Below are 16,162 nucleotides of genomic sequence, written 5' to 3' on the forward strand. Positions count from 1 at the left end.
TCCTGTCCTAAATGTGCTGACATTTTTCCCGCTTATCCGTACCATACACGCCACAGTTTTTATATCAGACTTCTTTTGCCGGACTATCCGGCGTGATGCATACTCTTCTGATGCCACACTATGAATTGAGCCTCTATTAAATGTCGCAAAATCAAGATATTAGCAAGAAAGAACAATACAACCTGAACAAATTGCAAAAACGTCTGCGCCGTAACGTGGGCGAAGCCATTGCCGACTTCAATATGATCGAAGACGGCGATCGCATTATGGTGTGCCTTTCCGGGGGGAAAGACAGCTATACCATGCTGGAGATCCTGCGTAATTTGCAGCAAAGCGCCCCGATCAGTTTTTCCTTAGTTGCGGTTAACCTCGATCAGAAACAACCTGGCTTCCCGGAGCATATTCTGCCGGAATATCTGGAACAACTGGGCGTGGAGTATAAGATTGTCGAAGAAAACACCTACGGGATCGTCAAAGATAAAATCCCTGAAGGCAAAACGACCTGCTCGCTCTGTTCTCGCCTGCGTCGCGGCATTCTGTACCGCACGGCAACTGAGTTAGGCGCCACCAAGATTGCGCTCGGTCACCATCGCGACGACATCCTGCAAACACTGTTTTTAAACATGTTCTACGGCGGGAAGATGAAAGGTATGCCGCCGAAACTGATGAGCGATGACGGTAAACATATCGTTATCCGTCCGCTGGCTTACTGCCGTGAGAAAGATATCGAGCGTTTCTCCGAAGCGAAAGGTTTCCCGATTATTCCATGTAATCTGTGCGGCTCACAGCCTAACCTGCAGCGTCAGGTCATTGCCGATATGCTGCGCGACTGGGACAAACGCTATCCAGGGCGTATTGAAACCATGTTCAGCGCAATGCAGAACGTTGTACCTTCACATCTGAGCGATATCAATCTGTTCGATTTTAAAGGCATCAGGCACGGTTCAGAGGTTGTGGACGGCGGTGATTTAGCGTTCGATCGTGAAGAGATCCCGCTGCAGCCTGCGGGCTGGCAGCCAGAAGAAGACGATGCTCAACTGGATGAGCTGCGCCTGAACGTCGTGGAAGTGAAGTAAGTCGATAGTACCGGATAAGCGGAGCGCCATCAGGCGCTCCGACGAGTGGTTATTTCAATAACCGAACCCGGCAAGTCTTGCCTTTTATCTTACCGTTTTGCAATTGCTTCCATGCCTTATGCGCTACAGTCTGGCGAACAGCGACATAGACATGCGCCGGATGAACGGCAATTTTGCCGATATCGGCGCCTTCCAGACCAATATCACCGGTCAGCGCACCGAGAACATCGCCGGGACGCATTTTAGCCTTTTTACCGCCATCAATGCATAACGTCGCCATCTCAGCTTCCAGCGGCAGGATTGGGCCGTTAGCTGGAGCAGGCAGCCAGTTCAGCTTCAGTTGCAGCATTTCAGAAAGAATATTGGCCCGCTGCGCTTCTTCCGGTGCACAGAAGCTAATCGCCAGACCACTGTTGCCGGCACGCGCGGTACGTCCGATACGATGGACGTGGACTTCCGGATCCCACGCCAGTTCGAAGTTAACCACCAGCTCAAGTGATTTAATATCCAGACCACGCGCGGCCACATCGGTAGCAACCAGAACGCGCGCGCTGCCGTTGGCAAAACGCACCAGCGTCTGATCGCGATCGCGCTGCTCAAGATCGCCATGCAGTGAGAGAGCGCTTTGCCCCGCCGCATTCAGTGCGTCACACACGGCCTGACAATCTTTTTTGGTATTACAAAAAACTACGCATGATGCAGGTTGATGCTGACTGAGCAATTTCTGCAACAGCGCAATTTTGCCGTGGCTGGAAGTTTCGAAAAACTGCTGCTCAATCGCCGGCAGCGCGTCAACGGTATCAATTTCGATCGTTAATGGATTTTGTTGCACCCGGCCACTAATGGAGGCAATGGCTTCCGGCCAGGTCGCAGAAAACAGTAAGGTCTGACGCGAAGCTGGTGCAAAGCGAATGACATCATCAATCGCATCGCTAAAGCCCATATCCAGCATGCGATCGGCTTCATCCATCACCAGCGTATTCAGGGCATCCAGAGAAACAGTGCCTTTTTGCAGATGGTCGAGTAAACGCCCTGGCGTTGCGACAATAATATGTGGCGCATGCTGCAGGGAGTCACGTTGTGCGCCAAAGGGCTGCCCACCGCACAACGTTAAGATCTTGGTGTTAGGCAGAAAGCGCGCTAAACGACGCAGCTCCCCCGCTACCTGGTCAGCAAGCTCGCGCGTTGGGCACAGCACCAGGGACTGCGTCTGAAACAGCACGACATCAACATGCTGTAATAATCCAAGACCAAAAGCCGCCGTTTTGCCACTGCCGGTTTTAGCCTGCACGCGAACATCTTTCCCCGCCAGAATTGCCGGTAACGCAGCAGCCTGAACAGGCGTCATTTCAAGATAACCCAGCTCGTTAAGATTCTCGAGTTGGGCAGCAGGTAAAACATTCAGGGTTGAAAAAGCGGTCACAATTTAATCTCGCGGTAAAAACTCACAATCAGCAGGCGCGTATCCTCGCAGATCTGCGCCCGCGATGCGACAATTTAATCGGCTCTTCATCCGGTGGCGGATCCGGCATTGGCTGCGGACGAGGTATGGGATCGGGAATGGGAACCGGGTCGGTCGGTAGCGAATCAGTGTGCGGCGTTGCAATCAGACAGTTCATATACCCCTCCAGTTATTCAGGTTGGCTCTTTTAGGGTAGACGCTGATTTCCTGCAGGCAAAAAAAAGCCGACTAATCTAAGTCGGCGTCGTACGAATCAATTGTGCTATGCAGTAATTCAAAAAAGGAAGTAAGACAATATGGAGCGCAACGCCCATCGCTTGACGTTGCATTCACCTGCGAGAGAGATATTGCCCCGAATAGGTAGATGGTTTATTGACTTCGCTCAAAAACCAGGACGTTTTCATGCGCAAAAGTCACTAAAAAACGTTGTTGTTACAACCATTTACTACGATGCAACCATAAAGTAACACCACCAATCAGGACCACTAACAGAATACAAAAAAGTGAGAAGCCAAACTGCCAGCCGCCGCCAGGGATACCGCCGAGGTTAACGCCAAACAGCCCGGTTAAAAATGTGCTGGGAAGAAAAACCATTGCCATCAATGACATTGTATACGTTCGGCGAGCCAGAGACTCCTGCATAACCTGCGCAATTTCATCCGCCATAATACCGGTCCTGGCAATACAGGCATCTATTTCATCCAGCCCTCTCCCTAGCCTGTCAGCGATATCCTGCATCCGCCGCCGATGGTCGTCGGTCATCCAGGAAAAACGTTCGCTCGCCAGCCGGGAATAGACATCGCGTTGAGGCGCCATATAGCGGCGCATCACAATTAACTGCTTACGCAGCAATGCCAGGAAACCACGCGGCGGAATCTGCTGATCAAGCAGGTTATCTTCCAGATCGATAATCTTATCGTGCAGTTGTTCGATAAACTCACTGGCATGATCGGTTAGTGCATCGCAAACATCCACCAGCCAACTACCACAATCAGCCGCTCCCGTGCCTTCCTGGAGATCGCTGACCACATCATCCAGCGCCAATACTTTACGCTGACGCGTTGAGACAATCAGACGTTCATCCATATATAAGCGCATCGCAACCAGTTGGTCAGGTCGCTCGTCGGTGCTGCCGTTAATACAGCGCAGCGTAATCAACGTACCTTCCCCTACCCGGCTTACGCGTGGGCGCGTGCTTTCACCCGCCAGCGCATCACGCACGTTATTGGGAAGTAAAGGCGTTATCGCCAGCCATTGCGCGCTTTCAGGATGGGTATAATTAAGATGCAGCCAGCAGGGATGTTGACTGTCGATAACATCGTTATCTTCCAGTGGCTTCACCCCACCACGGCCATCCAACAGCCAGGCAAACACGGCATCCGGCACATTAACATCCGTTCCCTTAATGGCTTCCACAGCGCCTCCACAAACATTCAGCTTTTTTCGTTAGTCTAGCTGTCAGAATATGTTAAGCAATATCTCATTGTCCCATTGTGCTGAAATGATTCATAAAAAGTATCTGATAATAAGAAAAGCGCCGACGAATGCGGCGCTGGTTACGAGATGCCCCTCTCAGGCCCGCTGGCGTCTCTCTGATTCAAGCGCATGACTTAAGCGAAATTTATGCGTTCGCGATTGAAGGTCAATCACCTGATTTTTCAGGATACCTGAGGAGTCAGAAAGCTCATCAACCATAATGGCATTACTTTGGGTGACGTTCTCCAGTTCGGCCAGAGCATGGGTAATTCTGATTATTCCTTTCTCCTGCTCCTGCGTAGTGGTTAATATCTCGCCCATCAGTTGGTTTAATTGCCCGGCCCCCCCGACAATATCATGCATGTTTTTCTCAGCTTCACGCACAATAGCAGCGCCTTGCTGAACATTTTGATGGGTTTGGGCAATCAGTTGCTTAATATTCTTAGCAGCATCTGCACTACGGTGTGCAAGCATTCTTACCTCACCGGCCACCACGGAAAACCCTTTGCCATGTTCACCGGCCCTTGCAGCTTCCACAGCAGCATTCAATGCCAGAATATTGGTCTGGAATGCAATACCATCTATCAGCGTAATAATTTCTGTCATTTGCTGTGCGCATTCGGTGATTGAACGCATATTTGTCGCAACCTGCACCATTAATTCGCCACCCTGACGGGCGCATTGCGTGGCAATTGTTGCCTGGGCGCTGGCTATTTGCGTGTTATCAGCATTATTTCGCGTATTAACCGCTATTTCATCCATGTTGGCAGCCGTCTGCATTAATGCTCCGGATTGCTGTTCTGTTTTCACTGAAAGCTCGGCGCTGCGTTCCGCCAGCTGTTCAGAAAGCGTCATCGCCGTTTGCGAGGATGTTCTGATCTCATTAACGAGTGCTGAAATATTACTTGATAAGCTATTGATGCCAGGAATTAGTCTACCCGCACAGTTATTACCAAATTCGGGAATACTGATTGCCAGATTCCCGGATGTTACTTCTTCAATGCTTCTTTTAACCGTATTAATCGGCATGACCAGATATTTCGTCATGTACCACCACAAACATAATATAGAAATAATGCTTACCGCATTAGTGCCAATAATAATTTCTGGGGTAGCCGAAAAAATCATTTCAACAACATTGAGCGCAACCGCTGTAATGAGCAGAAATAAAACAATAAAGGTTCTGACGCTAATATCATTTAACATTTTAACCCTGTGCACCAAGAAATAACGTGGATGTTATTTTTATAGCATCTGCAATACAGATTTCCATTGCTCTGTGACGAAAGCTGAACTTTCAATGAGAGCCAGCAGACCTTTTACTTAAGTCAATAAATTACACTAGCCATTCATAATAGCTCAGCACTTTATCCCGCCAATGGCGGTAATGTTCCCCACCATCAGATTATTGTGATGGCGAGCACGTGACGAGCATAAAACACACAGAAACATAATTTTTATGAATGTTTATATAAGTAATGGCTTGTCATTTTCAATATCTTGCCCTTCGCTCTAATACTCATTGTAAAAACACAAGAACATTCCTGGTTTTATCAGGTTAACTGGACAAAACCTGCTAGATTTATCATCACGGCTTTTTTTCGATAGGTAGTAAGATGTTGCACGTGTCGTGGGACCCTGTATTGATTGGGATTTCCTTTGTTGTCGCGTTTATTGCCTCCTTTATTGCCCTCGACAGTGCGGGTAAGGTAGCAATCTCCAGCAAACGTGAATCTACCTTCTGGCGGCTATCTGGCGGCGCTACGCTGGGTATGGGGATCTGGTCGATGCATTTTATCGGTATGCTGGCCATGAAAATGACTATGCCGATCAATTATCACCTATCACTCACCGCGTTTTCGTTCTTTATTGCGCTCATTTCTGCAACCCTCGCCATCAATATCGCTATTTCCGGTAATACGTTATCAACAAAACGACTGGTCATTGCCACCAGCATATTGAGTGCCGGCGTTGTCACGATGCACTACGTTGGCATGTATGCCATTATCGAACATGTGGCCATCTCATGGGATCGCTCGCTGATTTTTCTCTCTGTAATTATTGCCGTCGTTGCGTCTGGCGTAGGTTTATGGCTGGCCTTCCATTTACGCCAAAACACCCGTCGCGTGCTGATTAACCGACTTATTGCTGCCCTTATTATGGCGCTGGCAATTGCTTCTATGCATTACACCGGTATGGGAGCGGCAACGTTCACCCATTTTGGACACACTGCGCACGATGGGCTCAGTACGCTGGAACTCTCTGTCTGGGTCTGCGCCGTCACGCTGATTATTTTGGGTATCATGCTGGTCGTCTCGATGGTGGATTCACAACTGCGCACTTCCCGACTGGCTGACAACCTGCATCAGTTGAACTGCCAGCTTGAACATCAGGTCCACTTCGACGCGCTGACCGGACTAGCTAATCGAACGCAAATAGATACCCGCTTACAGGCCTGCCTGCGGCATTCCAAATTGCATCAACAGCATTTAGCGTTGGTATTTATCGACCTCGATCGTTTTAAAGTCGTTAACGATACCTGGGGGCATCACATCGGCGATCAACTGCTGATTGCCAGTACACAGCGTATCTACAGTTGCCTTGATGATTCAATGACGCTGGCAAGACTGGGGGGAGATGAATTTATCCTGCTGGTTCCAGACTGCAACCAGCAGGCTATCTCCGCCTTGCTTGCGCAAATTTCAGATGCGATCGGTGACCCCTTTACCTTATTCGGTCATACCATTCGGGTTTCGTTAAGTGCGGGGAGCAGTATTTATCCCGAACATGGCTCGACACTGCATGAGCTAAAAGTGAAGGCCGATATGGCGATGTATCATGTCAAACAGGCGGGCAGAAACGGCTGGGCTATTTATAGTCCCCAGATGGAAGCTATCGCTGATACGCCGCCGACATTTCTACAGGAACTTTCACAAGCGCTTGAACGCAACCAGTTTGAGCTATGGTATCAGCCTAAATATACCGCCGGAGATCATTCCCTGACTGGTTTTGAAGCGTTATTACGCTGGCATCATCCGGAGCGCGGCATGCTGCTACCGGCTGAATTTCTGCCTGCGCTGGAAGAAACGGGCCTGATTATTCCCGTCGGCAAATGGGTTATCCAACAGGCATGTTTGCAGTTGCATCAGTGGACATTACAAGGGAATACAGAATGGACGCTCGCCGTTAACCTCTCCCCCGCCCAGTTTGAACAGCATGATATTATTGATGTTGTTTGCAACGCCCTGGCGCAATACCAACTTTCACCTGCCGGTCTCACGCTGGAGCTCACGGAGAGCACTGCACTTAAAAATTTAAAACGCAGTATTGAAATCCTGAATGCTTTTTCGGCTTTGGGGATCACCGTTTCTATTGATGATTTCGGCACTGGTTATTCAAATATATTGATGTTGAAGTCACTTCCGGCACGGGAATTAAAAATCGACAGGATATTTGTCAAAGATATTAGCGAGAACAGTAAAAATACAAAAATTGTGTCTACCATTATTGACATAGCTCACTCCATGAATATGCGCGTGGTGGCTGAAGGAATAGAAACCCAGGAGCAGGAATTACTTCTTACCCAGATGGGATGTAGCATGCTGCAAGGTTTCCTGTTTGCAAAACCGCTGCCAGCGCATAAGATTCATGAACTGATCCAATCAGAAAACAGCATCAAACAAAAGCCAGTCGTACAACCCTTGTCTCACCGACAATCAATAACTTTGTGAGACTGTAATATCTAAAATATTCGCCATTAAACGGGCAACACAGCAGATAAAGATAACGGGATTATCGATGAGCACAACCGAGCTGCATTCACTGGATTTGTTAACCTTTCCGGTGTGGATTGTTTCGCCACAAACCGAAGAACTGGTGTTCGCTAATATCGTTGCACGTGAGCTAATGCAGGATCTCTGTTTTTCCCCACTGCGCAAGGGCATATTCTCAACGCATTCTCAAAATGATTTAACCATGTATCTCAGTGACTTGAGCAATCATCATCACGTTGTTGAGATCCTCACGGTTTACCGCGATGGTGAGGAAATCGCGTTGGCTAGCCGCCTGTCCATTAAATCTCTGCCGGGCGTGGGGGATGTTATCCTTTTCGAAGGCATTGAAACGCCAACTGCGCAAGGTCTGAAAGCCAGCCGTTCAGCAACTTATCAACGAAAAAAACAGGGCTTTTATGCGCGTTTTTTCCAGACCAACTCCGCGCCAATGTTACTGATTGATCCGTCCCGCGATGGCCTGATCGTTGATGCAAACCTCAGTGCCCTGAATTTTTATGGTTACAACCTTGATGTGATGTGCCAGAAACATACCTGGGAGATCAACATGCTGGGCCGCCATATATTGCCGGTAATGCATGAAATCGCCCATCTGCCCGGCGGCCATAAGCCTTTGCACTTTGTCCATAAACTGGCAGACGGCACCTCACGTCATGTACAAACCTACGCCGGACCGATTGAAATTTACGGTAATAAACTCATGTTGTGCATTATTCATGACATTACCGAACAAAAACGGCTGGAACAGGAGCTTGAGCATGCCGCTCTGCGTGACCCTTTAACGGGATTACTTAATCGCCGACATTTTTATCAGGTAACCGAGCCGGAGCAGACGCATGCGGTATCATTGACGCAGGACTACAGCCTTTTATTGATCGACACCGATCGTTTTAAAAGCATTAACGATCTCTTCGGTCATTTAAAAGGCGATGAAGTGCTTTGTGCTCTGGCCCGCACACTGGAATCCTGTGCACGAAAAGACGATCTTATTTTTCGCTGGGGTGGTGAAGAATTTGTGCTGCTGCTGCCGCGAACCTCGCTGGATGTCGCCCTCAATCTTGCAGAAGTGATCCGCGCAACGGTAGCCAAGGTTACTCTCCCTGGTCTTCCCCGCTTTACCGTCAGCATTGGCGTTGCGCGGCACGAAACGAACGAAAGTATTGATGAATTATTCAAACGCGTGGACGACGCGTTGTACAAAGCCAAGCACGAAGGCAGGAACAGAGTATTGGCCGCCTGATGAATACGTGGCTCAACGGCTGCGCTTAGCGTGACGCTCCCAGTTTTCCTGTTTTGCCTGCGCGGTTTTACGTAATGCCACATAGCATGCCCCGCTGCCGCCGTGATGCGGCAAAGCGGCGCAGTAGGCCTGGACGTCATCAAATTCTGTCAGCCAGCGCGCCACATAGCTGCGAACAATATTGGCATGAGCGTTATCGTCACGCCCCTTACCGTGTATCACCAGCACATTACGTAATCCATCTTGCTGTGCCTGCAGAATAAAACTGAATAGCATCTGGCGGCATGTTTCTACGGGCTGGCGGATGAGATTAAGGCTCGCCTGCTGCGGATATTTTCCGGTTCGCAGTTTGTCAGTCACGCCGTGCTGTAAACCTTCGCGACGAAACTCCAGCGGCTCGTTCAACGGGATAATATCGAGAAACCCCGTCGTGAGAAAGTTATCCAGTTGAAGCGTATCGATACGCGCCGGAGTGCGGATATTACGCGTTGGCTGCCAGTGTACATCGGCGCAGCCCTTCAGCGGTTGGACATCTCCCATAGCATCCAGAAACAGCGAAGCATCATCAAGGTTCATGTTTCTTCCTCCAGCGAATTACGACGAGCATTATCATAACCGCGCACTATTATACCGACAACGGTTTACGATTATTTCCAATAATTCACCCGGCTCGCTCCGCTGAAAAGATCTACTCACGACATACAGATATCCGTTTTTAGGGGTATAGCTGCAACTGTTGCTGGCGTGATAATGTGTAACCTCGCCTGAACGCTGTAATGAGAGAAACGGATGCTGAACTTACTGGAAGACACCATCGACACACCGCTAGGCCCGCTGTGGGTTATTTGTGATGAGCAATTTCGCCTGCGCGCGGTGGAATGGGATCAGCACCGCGATCGCATGGAACAATTGCTGGATATTCATTACCGCACAGAAGGTTATCAGCGTATTACAGCCAAAAACCCTGGCGGATTAAGCGATAAACTGTCGGAGTATTTTGCCGGGAATCTCAGCATTATTGACACGCTGGAAACGGCAACGGCTGGCACGCCTTTCCAGCGTGAAGTCTGGCAAGCATTACGCACTATCCCGTGTGGGCAGGTCATGCACTATGGTCAACTGGCCGAACAGTTAGGGCGCGCCGGTGCTGCAAGAGCCGTCGGTGCGGCCAATGGCGCCAACCCGGTAAGCATTGTGGTCCCCTGCCATCGCGTCATTGGGCGTAACGGCACCATGACTGGATATGCTGGCGGCGTGCAGCGAAAAGAGTGGTTATTGCGTCACGAAGGCTATTTGCTACTCTAGAATCCAGGCAATTAATGCCTTATTCGTCACACTTTCGCATAATGTGACCACAAATTAAATGCGGTTAATCAAGGAGATACAAACATTCATTCCGGTTATACCTGAATTATTCTCTATTGGGAGTAGCTCAGACTTACGTGCTCACCAAAAAGATGTTAAAATTGACAAATATCAATTACGGCTTGAGCAGACCTATGATCCCGGAAAAGCGAATTATACGGCGCATTCAGTCTGGCGGTTGTGCTATCCATTGCCAGGATTGCAGCATCAGCCAGCTTTGCATCCCGTTCACACTTAACGAGCATGAGCTTGACCAGCTCGATAACATCATCGAGCGCAAAAAGCCTATCCAAAAGGGGCAAACGCTCTTTAAAGCAGGTGATGAACTTAAATCACTCTACGCTATCCGCTCCGGAACGATTAAAAGCTATACCATTACCGAGCAAGGCGATGAGCAAATTACCGGCTTCCATCTGGCGGGTGATCTGGTCGGTTTTGACGCGATTGGCAGCGGACATCACCCGAGCTTTGCCCAGGCGCTGGAAACCTCAATGGTTTGCGAAATTCCTTTCGAAACCCTTGATGACCTGTCCGGAAAAATGCCGAATCTGCGTCAGCAGATGATGCGTCTGATGAGTGGCGAAATCAAAGGCGACCAGGATATGATCCTGCTGTTGTCGAAGAAAAATGCAGAAGAGCGCCTGGCGGCCTTTATCTACAACTTGTCTCGCCGCTTTGCCCAGCGCGGGTTCTCGCCTCGTGAGTTCCGCCTGACCATGACCCGCGGCGACATCGGTAACTACCTGGGTCTGACGGTTGAAACCATCAGCCGCCTGTTGGGTCGTTTCCAGAAAAGCGGTATGCTGGCAGTGAAAGGCAAATACATAACTATTGAGAATAGCGACGCGCTGGCAGTTCTTGCTGGCCACACGCGTAACGTAGCGTAATCTTTCCGCAAGCATTTCTGTTATCCTTCTGTCAAATCGCTAAATTTTCCCGATTTATTGATCTGGCAGGAGGTTCTCCCCTGTTTCAATCCACATTATTGGGTTACTCTTTTAATTACAAACTGCGATGACAGTTGTAAGGAGACCCTGTATGGCTATGTATAAAAATATGCTGGTCGTCATCGATCCAAACCAGGACGATCAACCAGCATTACGGCGAGCTGTTTATTTGCATCAACGGATTGGTGGCAAAATTAAAGCCTTTTTGCCAATCTATGACTTTTCCTACGAGATGACTACCCTGCTGTCGCCCGATGAGCGTACGGCAATGCGTCAGGGGGTCATCAGCCAGCGAACAGCATGGATCCGTGAACAAGCAAAATACTACATCGAAGCAGGGATCCCTCTTGAAATAAAAGTGGTATGGCACAACCGTCCCTTTGAAGCCATCATCCAGGAAGTCATTAGCGCTCAGCATGACCTGGTCCTCAAAATGGCGCACCAACACGACCGCCTCGAAGCCGTAATTTTCACGCCTACCGACTGGCATTTATTGCGCAAATGTCCAAGCCCGGTATGGATGGTTAAAGACCAGCCATGGCCTGAAGAGGGTAAAGCGCTGGTTGCGGTGAACCTCGCCAGTGAAGAGCCTTATCACAACGCGCTCAATGAAAAACTGGTCAAAGAGACGCTGCAACTGGCAGAACAGGTTAACCATACTGAAGTGCATCTGGTTGGCGCCTACCCTGTTACGCCAATCAATATCGCAATTGAACTACCTGAGTTTGACCCCAGCGTTTATAACGACGCGATCCGTGGACAGCATCTGCTGGCCATGAAGGCGTTGCGCCAGAAATTCAGTATCGATGAGAAAGTGACGCACGTAGAAAAAGGATTGCCTGAAGAGGTCATTCCTGATTTAGCCGAGCACTTGCAGGCGGGTATTGTAGTACTGGGTACCGTCGGTCGTACCGGTATTTCTGCCGCGTTTCTTGGTAACACCGCTGAACAGGTTATCGATCACCTACGCTGCGACCTGCTGGTCATCAAGCCGGATGAATATCAGACGCCAGTTGAACTGGATGATGAAGAAGACGATTAACCACACAACTCAATGCCGGATGGCGATCTCATCCGGCATAACAAACGCTTAGTGTTGCTCTTCGCCGCCGAGGAAATAGATTCCCAGCGGGATAGCCAACAGAATCGTAAACACCATGCTGTAGACACAAATCATTGCCGATTGAATGGCGTACATTGAAGCGGTCCAGTCGGATAGCGGAATGTCATACTGTTCAATCACACCACCGATCGTCGCTCGCGTCACGACCGACGCTGCGATAATAAACACCCCAAGCAGGCACAACAGAAACTTCCGTCCCTTCGCTGTCTTCAGCTTAGCCATGATCATAGTACTGTCCTTTTGCAGATGAAAACCTTGTTACTTTGCGCTAACAATACCATGACATCAACTGACTGTCTGCTACATAAACCGCTTTCAGGGTGGATACCAGCGCTATTTCGCCGAAAATAGCGCTAATTGCATTATATATCTCCCCTATGGATTAATGATCTGACCGCCAGAACTGAGTAAAATATTCGAGGATTAGGATATCAGAAGATATTTCACTACCACGGAGCTGTTGGAAGAATCATGATCGCTGAACTGTTTATAAATAATGCGTTTAATTTGACGGTAATTCTCAGCTGCTGTGCCGCGCTGGTTCTGATGAGCGTCTGGTATCATCGTGGAGAGCGTCGCTGCAAAGGATTCATATTTCATGCCGCGCAATTTTTTGTCTATGCCATTATCATCGGGACGTTAGGCAGTATTGCTAATAACGTTATCGAAAATTACAGCCTGAAATTTATCTCCTCCAGCGTGGTCGACTTTATCTGCACCTCGTTGATTGCGCTGATCCTTACCATCAAACTTTTTCTGGTAATTAATCAGTTTGAAAAGACGCAGATTAATAAAGGCAGAGATATCACCAGCGCGAGGATCCTGTCGCGCATCATCAAAATTACCATCGTGGTTGCCATCATTTTGCTGTATGGCGAACATTTCGGTATGAGCTTATCCGGCCTGTTAACCTTCGGCGGCATCGGCGGTATCGCTGTAGGTATGGCAGGCAAAGACATTCTGAGCAACTTTTTCTCAGGGATTATGCTCTACTTCGACAGACCCTTTAGCATCGGCGACTGGATCCGCTCCCCGGACCGCAATATTGAAGGTACAGTTACGGAAATCGGCTGGCGAATGACCAAAATAAACACCTTCGATCATCGTCCGTTATATGTCCCAAACTCGATTTTCTCCTCTATCAGCGTAGAAAACCCAGGAAGGATGACGAACCGCCGCATCAAAACGGTGATCGGGTTACGATATGAAGATGCTGATAAAGTCAGTGCCGTTGTCGAGTCGGTCAGACAAATGCTGCAAAACCATCCGGGAATAGACCAGAAACAAACCCTGCTGGTTTATTTTAATGAATTCGCCGATTCATCGCTGAATATCATGGTGTATTGCTTCACGAAAACCACCGTGTGGCAGGAATGGCTTGCGGTACAGCAGGACGTTTATTTAAAGATTATTTCGATAGTCAAGGCACACGACGCCGACTTTGCGTTCCCCAGCCAGACGCTGTATATGGATAATCCTGAAGCATCGCCATCGACACACTAACAAAAGAAAAGGCGCGGAAATCCGCGTCTTTTTTTCTGCACTTATTTCAATGAGGCAATATCAATGACAAAGCAGTACCTGCGCCAGCGTTGGAATATACGGATTCAGGTCATGTAGATACAGGACTGTATCAATAATCAGCTCAAACTGATTCACTTCGGGCATCGGATTCTTTACCTGCAGAACGCGTGCCCCGCATAGCTCAGGGGAGCAGGTTGTACTCAGTGTCGCTTACCGGTTCAAGCCACTCGTTCGATGCGCCAGCTGCCGGGATTTCCACAGCGATATGGGCAAACCAGCTATCACGCGCAGCACCGTGCCAGTGTTTCATTCCCGCCGGGATGTGTACGACATCACCAGTTTTCAGTTCGCGCGCCGGTTGATTCCACGCCTGATACCAGCCTCTGCCGCCGGTCACCAGCAAGATTTGTCCCCCTTGATGATGGATATGCCAGAAGTTACGACAGCCCGGCTCAAATGCTACGTTACCAATGACCACGCCTTCCATGGAGAGCATGGTCAGATAGCTGTCGCCAGTGAAATATTTCGCATACGCTTCATTTTTCTCTCCGCGAGGAAAGACGCTGTTACCATCAAATTGTTGATTCATAATCTCCGCGCCGGCGCTGGAGACGGTATTCCGTTGATTTTGCATTTAGACTCTCCAAAACGGTGGCAGCACGCGCCACCGATGCTGAAAACTATAAAAATTATAGAGACTCGACAGGCGGGTGATTAGAGGTGAAAAGAAGGACAACCTTATGAATCATGCTCATCAATAGTCGGTAACAGGTACAACATTTCTACTGGAGATGGCGTGAAGCCTTAGGCCACAATTTCAATCAAATTGCCGTCAGGATCGCGTATCACCGCTTCGTAATAGCCATCACCGGTGGTGCGCGGGTCAGAAACTAATATCCCCTGTTCTTTTGCACGCATCGCCAAGGCATCAACGTTTTCACTGCCGCCAACTGAAATGGCGAGATGCACCCATCCTGAGGTGTTATTGTCGGGAGCATGTTTTGTCAGTCCAGGCTTAGTCATTAACTCAATCGCGATATCCTCACCAATTTTGACAAAATAGGATTCAAATCCAGGATTGGTTTTACTGCAGTATTTTTCGTTGATCCTTGCGTCAAAAAACGTGACCCAGAATTGAGCTTGTTGCTCAAGATCCCGTGTCCATAACGCCACATGCGCAACCTTCATAGCTAACCTCTTCTTGTTGTATCCAAACAATAGGTTCCCTAAAGGGATGTTGACATCGTGAACCATAATGCACAATTATGCTTGTTATTGCTCGATGTTTATTTCACTGGAGTATTTATGCTCGATTACGCAGCATTCCCTGAACAGCGCCAGGCGCTTATCTATCAGATCCTGCAGGAAAACGGCAGAGTCATCTGTTCCGAACTCGCCAGCAGGTTAGGCGTTTCGGAACATACAATCCGCCGCGACCTGCATGAACTGAGTAAAGATGGCGTGTGTAAAAAAGTCTATGGCGGCGCGGTCATTGCACTCCCTGAATCCGAAGACATCACCGTACGCAAGAGTATTAATGTGGCGAAAAAGAGCAATATCGCGCAGAGATGCGCCCGGATGGTCAAATCCGGAAGCTGCATTTTTATCGACACGGGCAGTACTAATCTGGCGATGGCTGAAGCCCTACCCGCCGAGCTGGCGTTAACCGTGGTAACAAATTCCCCGGAGATTGCCGCCGTTTTACTAAAAAAACCACTTTTTGATGTCATTATGCTGGGCGGCGCGGTGCAACGATCTTCTGGAGGGTGCGTGGGTGCCACCGCTATCTCGCAGGTGCAGGGCATTTTATTCGATCAGGGATTTATTGGCGGCTGCGCGATGTCGCCTGAATCCGGCTTAACCGGATTTGATTACGCGGATTGTGAGTTCAAAAAAGCGGTGATCAAACAGTGTAATGAAACCATTGTCGCGCTGACGGCTGAAAAGATCCCGGCCGTCGCCCGTTATGTCGTTACCGAAAGCAGCAATATCAATGTAATTGTCGTCGAAGAAAATAACAGCAAAGAGTATGCCACGGCGTTTCAGGCGCACGACATTCGTATTTATACAGTGTAACCCATTCTATTGGGTGATACTTTTCCATTGCTTTTATGACCCACCTTCTCCACAGCCTTGTCTGTTCGGGAAATCGCCAATG

The 16,162-nt window shown here is 48.9% G+C and carries 16 protein-coding genes; 8 read left to right on the forward strand and 8 right to left on the reverse strand.

What is annotated here, in order from left to right; translation table 11 throughout:
• The first annotated feature begins 140 nt into the window (after window positions 1-140).
• On the forward strand, window positions 141-1,076 hold the full coding sequence (gene ttcA / locus BZK42_RS24335; RefSeq protein ID WP_016156617.1) for a tRNA 2-thiocytidine(32) synthetase TtcA: 936 nt from the start codon (window positions 141-143) through the stop codon (window positions 1,074-1,076).
• A 49-nt stretch (window positions 1,077-1,125) separates the two neighbouring features.
• Here the strand turns inward: ttcA and dbpA are convergent, their stop codons facing one another.
• From dbpA to BZK42_RS24350, 4 genes are all read right to left on the reverse strand, one after another.
• On the reverse strand, window positions 1,126-2,499 hold the full coding sequence (dbpA, locus tag BZK42_RS24340) for an ATP-dependent RNA helicase DbpA (RefSeq protein WP_080860657.1): 1,374 nt from the start codon (window positions 2,497-2,499) through the stop codon (window positions 1,126-1,128).
• Between the two features lie 28 nt (window positions 2,500-2,527).
• Window positions 2,528-2,695: a proline-rich small protein YnaL gene (gene ynaL, locus BZK42_RS28785; RefSeq protein WP_016153197.1), complete on the reverse strand. Its 168-nt coding sequence runs from the start codon at window positions 2,693-2,695 to the stop codon at window positions 2,528-2,530.
• Between the two features lie 275 nt (window positions 2,696-2,970).
• Window positions 2,971-3,954, reverse strand: a complete 984-nt coding sequence (gene zntB / locus BZK42_RS24345; protein ID WP_080860661.1) for a zinc transporter ZntB — start codon at window positions 3,952-3,954, stop codon at window positions 2,971-2,973.
• 156 nt (window positions 3,955-4,110) lie between these two features.
• Window positions 4,111-5,220 (reverse strand): methyl-accepting chemotaxis protein, encoded by a 1,110-nt coding sequence (locus tag BZK42_RS24350; protein ID WP_046274554.1) that lies wholly within the window; start codon window positions 5,218-5,220, stop codon window positions 4,111-4,113.
• Between the two features lie 410 nt (window positions 5,221-5,630).
• Between BZK42_RS24350 and BZK42_RS24355 the strand changes: the two genes are divergently transcribed.
• Both BZK42_RS24355 and BZK42_RS24360 read left to right on the forward strand, forming a co-directional pair.
• Window positions 5,631-7,745: a putative bifunctional diguanylate cyclase/phosphodiesterase gene (locus tag BZK42_RS24355; protein WP_080860663.1), complete on the forward strand. Its 2,115-nt coding sequence runs from the start codon at window positions 5,631-5,633 to the stop codon at window positions 7,743-7,745.
• Between the two features lie 67 nt (window positions 7,746-7,812).
• Window positions 7,813-9,045 carry a GGDEF domain-containing protein gene (locus BZK42_RS24360; protein WP_016156622.1) on the forward strand — a complete coding sequence of 411 codons (1,233 nt, stop codon included), beginning with the start codon at window positions 7,813-7,815 and terminating at the stop codon, window positions 9,043-9,045.
• 12 nt (window positions 9,046-9,057) lie between these two features.
• Here BZK42_RS24360 and smrA read toward each other — a convergent pair whose 3' ends face one another.
• Window positions 9,058-9,621 (reverse strand): DNA endonuclease SmrA, encoded by a 564-nt coding sequence (gene smrA / locus BZK42_RS24365; RefSeq protein WP_016153202.1) that lies wholly within the window; start codon window positions 9,619-9,621, stop codon window positions 9,058-9,060.
• Between the two features lie 213 nt (window positions 9,622-9,834).
• Between smrA and ogt the strand changes: the two genes are divergently transcribed.
• The 3 genes from ogt to uspE all read left to right on the forward strand — a co-directional run bounded on the left by ogt (window position 9,835) and on the right by uspE (window position 12,399).
• The gene (ogt, locus tag BZK42_RS24370; protein WP_016153203.1) at window positions 9,835-10,350 is read left to right on the forward strand and encodes a methylated-DNA--[protein]-cysteine S-methyltransferase; all 516 of its coding nucleotides are present in this window, start codon (window positions 9,835-9,837) and stop codon (window positions 10,348-10,350) included.
• Window positions 10,351-10,544: 194 nt separating this feature from the next.
• The gene (gene fnr / locus BZK42_RS24375; protein WP_003020397.1) at window positions 10,545-11,297 is read left to right on the forward strand and encodes a fumarate/nitrate reduction transcriptional regulator Fnr; all 753 of its coding nucleotides are present in this window, start codon (window positions 10,545-10,547) and stop codon (window positions 11,295-11,297) included.
• Between the two features lie 151 nt (window positions 11,298-11,448).
• Complete coding sequence (gene uspE, locus BZK42_RS24380) at window positions 11,449-12,399, forward strand: universal stress protein UspE (RefSeq protein ID WP_016153204.1); 951 nt, start codon at window positions 11,449-11,451, stop codon at window positions 12,397-12,399.
• A gap of 48 nt (window positions 12,400-12,447) precedes the next feature.
• Here the strand turns inward: uspE and BZK42_RS24385 are convergent, their stop codons facing one another.
• Window positions 12,448-12,708, reverse strand: coding sequence for a DUF2534 family protein (locus BZK42_RS24385; RefSeq protein ID WP_003020403.1), 261 nt, complete (start codon window positions 12,706-12,708; stop codon window positions 12,448-12,450).
• 243 nt (window positions 12,709-12,951) lie between these two features.
• Here BZK42_RS24385 and BZK42_RS24390 point away from each other — a divergent pair, with 243 nt between their 5' ends.
• Entirely contained in the window at window positions 12,952-13,983 is a 1,032-nt protein-coding gene (locus BZK42_RS24390) for a mechanosensitive ion channel family protein (RefSeq protein WP_080860666.1), read from the forward strand.
• Window positions 13,984-14,185: 202 nt separating this feature from the next.
• Here BZK42_RS24390 and BZK42_RS24395 read toward each other — a convergent pair whose 3' ends face one another.
• Both BZK42_RS24395 and BZK42_RS24400 read right to left on the reverse strand, forming a co-directional pair.
• Window positions 14,186-14,593, reverse strand: a complete 408-nt coding sequence (locus tag BZK42_RS24395; protein WP_172864449.1) for a cupin domain-containing protein — start codon at window positions 14,591-14,593, stop codon at window positions 14,186-14,188.
• 215 nt (window positions 14,594-14,808) lie between these two features.
• On the reverse strand, window positions 14,809-15,192 hold the full coding sequence (locus BZK42_RS24400; protein WP_080860668.1) for a VOC family protein: 384 nt from the start codon (window positions 15,190-15,192) through the stop codon (window positions 14,809-14,811).
• A gap of 117 nt (window positions 15,193-15,309) precedes the next feature.
• Here BZK42_RS24400 and BZK42_RS24405 point away from each other — a divergent pair, with 117 nt between their 5' ends.
• A complete protein-coding gene (locus BZK42_RS24405; protein WP_049040728.1) occupies window positions 15,310-16,080 on the forward strand; it encodes a DeoR/GlpR family DNA-binding transcription regulator in 771 nt (256 codons plus the stop codon).
• Window positions 16,081-16,162 lie beyond the last annotated feature (82 nt).

It is taken from the genome of Citrobacter braakii (assembly GCF_002075345.1).
In the GTDB taxonomy this organism is placed as follows: Bacteria; Pseudomonadota; Gammaproteobacteria; order Enterobacterales; family Enterobacteriaceae; genus Citrobacter; species Citrobacter braakii.

Excerpts from the sequence above, each read along its gene's own strand:
- ttcA (WP_016156617.1), top strand. The coding sequence starts at position 141 with ATGTCGCAAAATCAAGATATTAGCAAGAAAGAACAATACAACCTGAAC.
- ynaL (WP_016153197.1), bottom strand. The coding sequence starts at position 2,695 with ATGAACTGTCTGATTGCAACGCCGCACACTGATTCGCTACCGACCGAC.
- BZK42_RS24350 (WP_046274554.1), bottom strand. The coding sequence starts at position 5,220 with ATGTTAAATGATATTAGCGTCAGAACCTTTATTGTTTTATTTCTGCTC.
- BZK42_RS24355 (WP_080860663.1), top strand. The coding sequence starts at position 5,631 with ATGTTGCACGTGTCGTGGGACCCTGTATTGATTGGGATTTCCTTTGTT.
- BZK42_RS24360 (WP_016156622.1), top strand. The coding sequence starts at position 7,813 with ATGAGCACAACCGAGCTGCATTCACTGGATTTGTTAACCTTTCCGGTG.
- smrA (WP_016153202.1), bottom strand. The coding sequence starts at position 9,621 with ATGAACCTTGATGATGCTTCGCTGTTTCTGGATGCTATGGGAGATGTC.
- ogt (WP_016153203.1), top strand. The coding sequence starts at position 9,835 with ATGCTGAACTTACTGGAAGACACCATCGACACACCGCTAGGCCCGCTG.
- fnr (WP_003020397.1), top strand. The coding sequence starts at position 10,545 with ATGATCCCGGAAAAGCGAATTATACGGCGCATTCAGTCTGGCGGTTGT.
- uspE (WP_016153204.1), top strand. The coding sequence starts at position 11,449 with ATGGCTATGTATAAAAATATGCTGGTCGTCATCGATCCAAACCAGGAC.
- BZK42_RS24385 (WP_003020403.1), bottom strand. The coding sequence starts at position 12,708 with ATGATCATGGCTAAGCTGAAGACAGCGAAGGGACGGAAGTTTCTGTTG.
- BZK42_RS24390 (WP_080860666.1), top strand. The coding sequence starts at position 12,952 with ATGATCGCTGAACTGTTTATAAATAATGCGTTTAATTTGACGGTAATT.
- BZK42_RS24395 (WP_172864449.1), bottom strand. The coding sequence starts at position 14,593 with ATGAATCAACAATTTGATGGTAACAGCGTCTTTCCTCGCGGAGAGAAA.
- BZK42_RS24400 (WP_080860668.1), bottom strand. The coding sequence starts at position 15,192 with ATGAAGGTTGCGCATGTGGCGTTATGGACACGGGATCTTGAGCAACAA.
- BZK42_RS24405 (WP_049040728.1), top strand. The coding sequence starts at position 15,310 with ATGCTCGATTACGCAGCATTCCCTGAACAGCGCCAGGCGCTTATCTAT.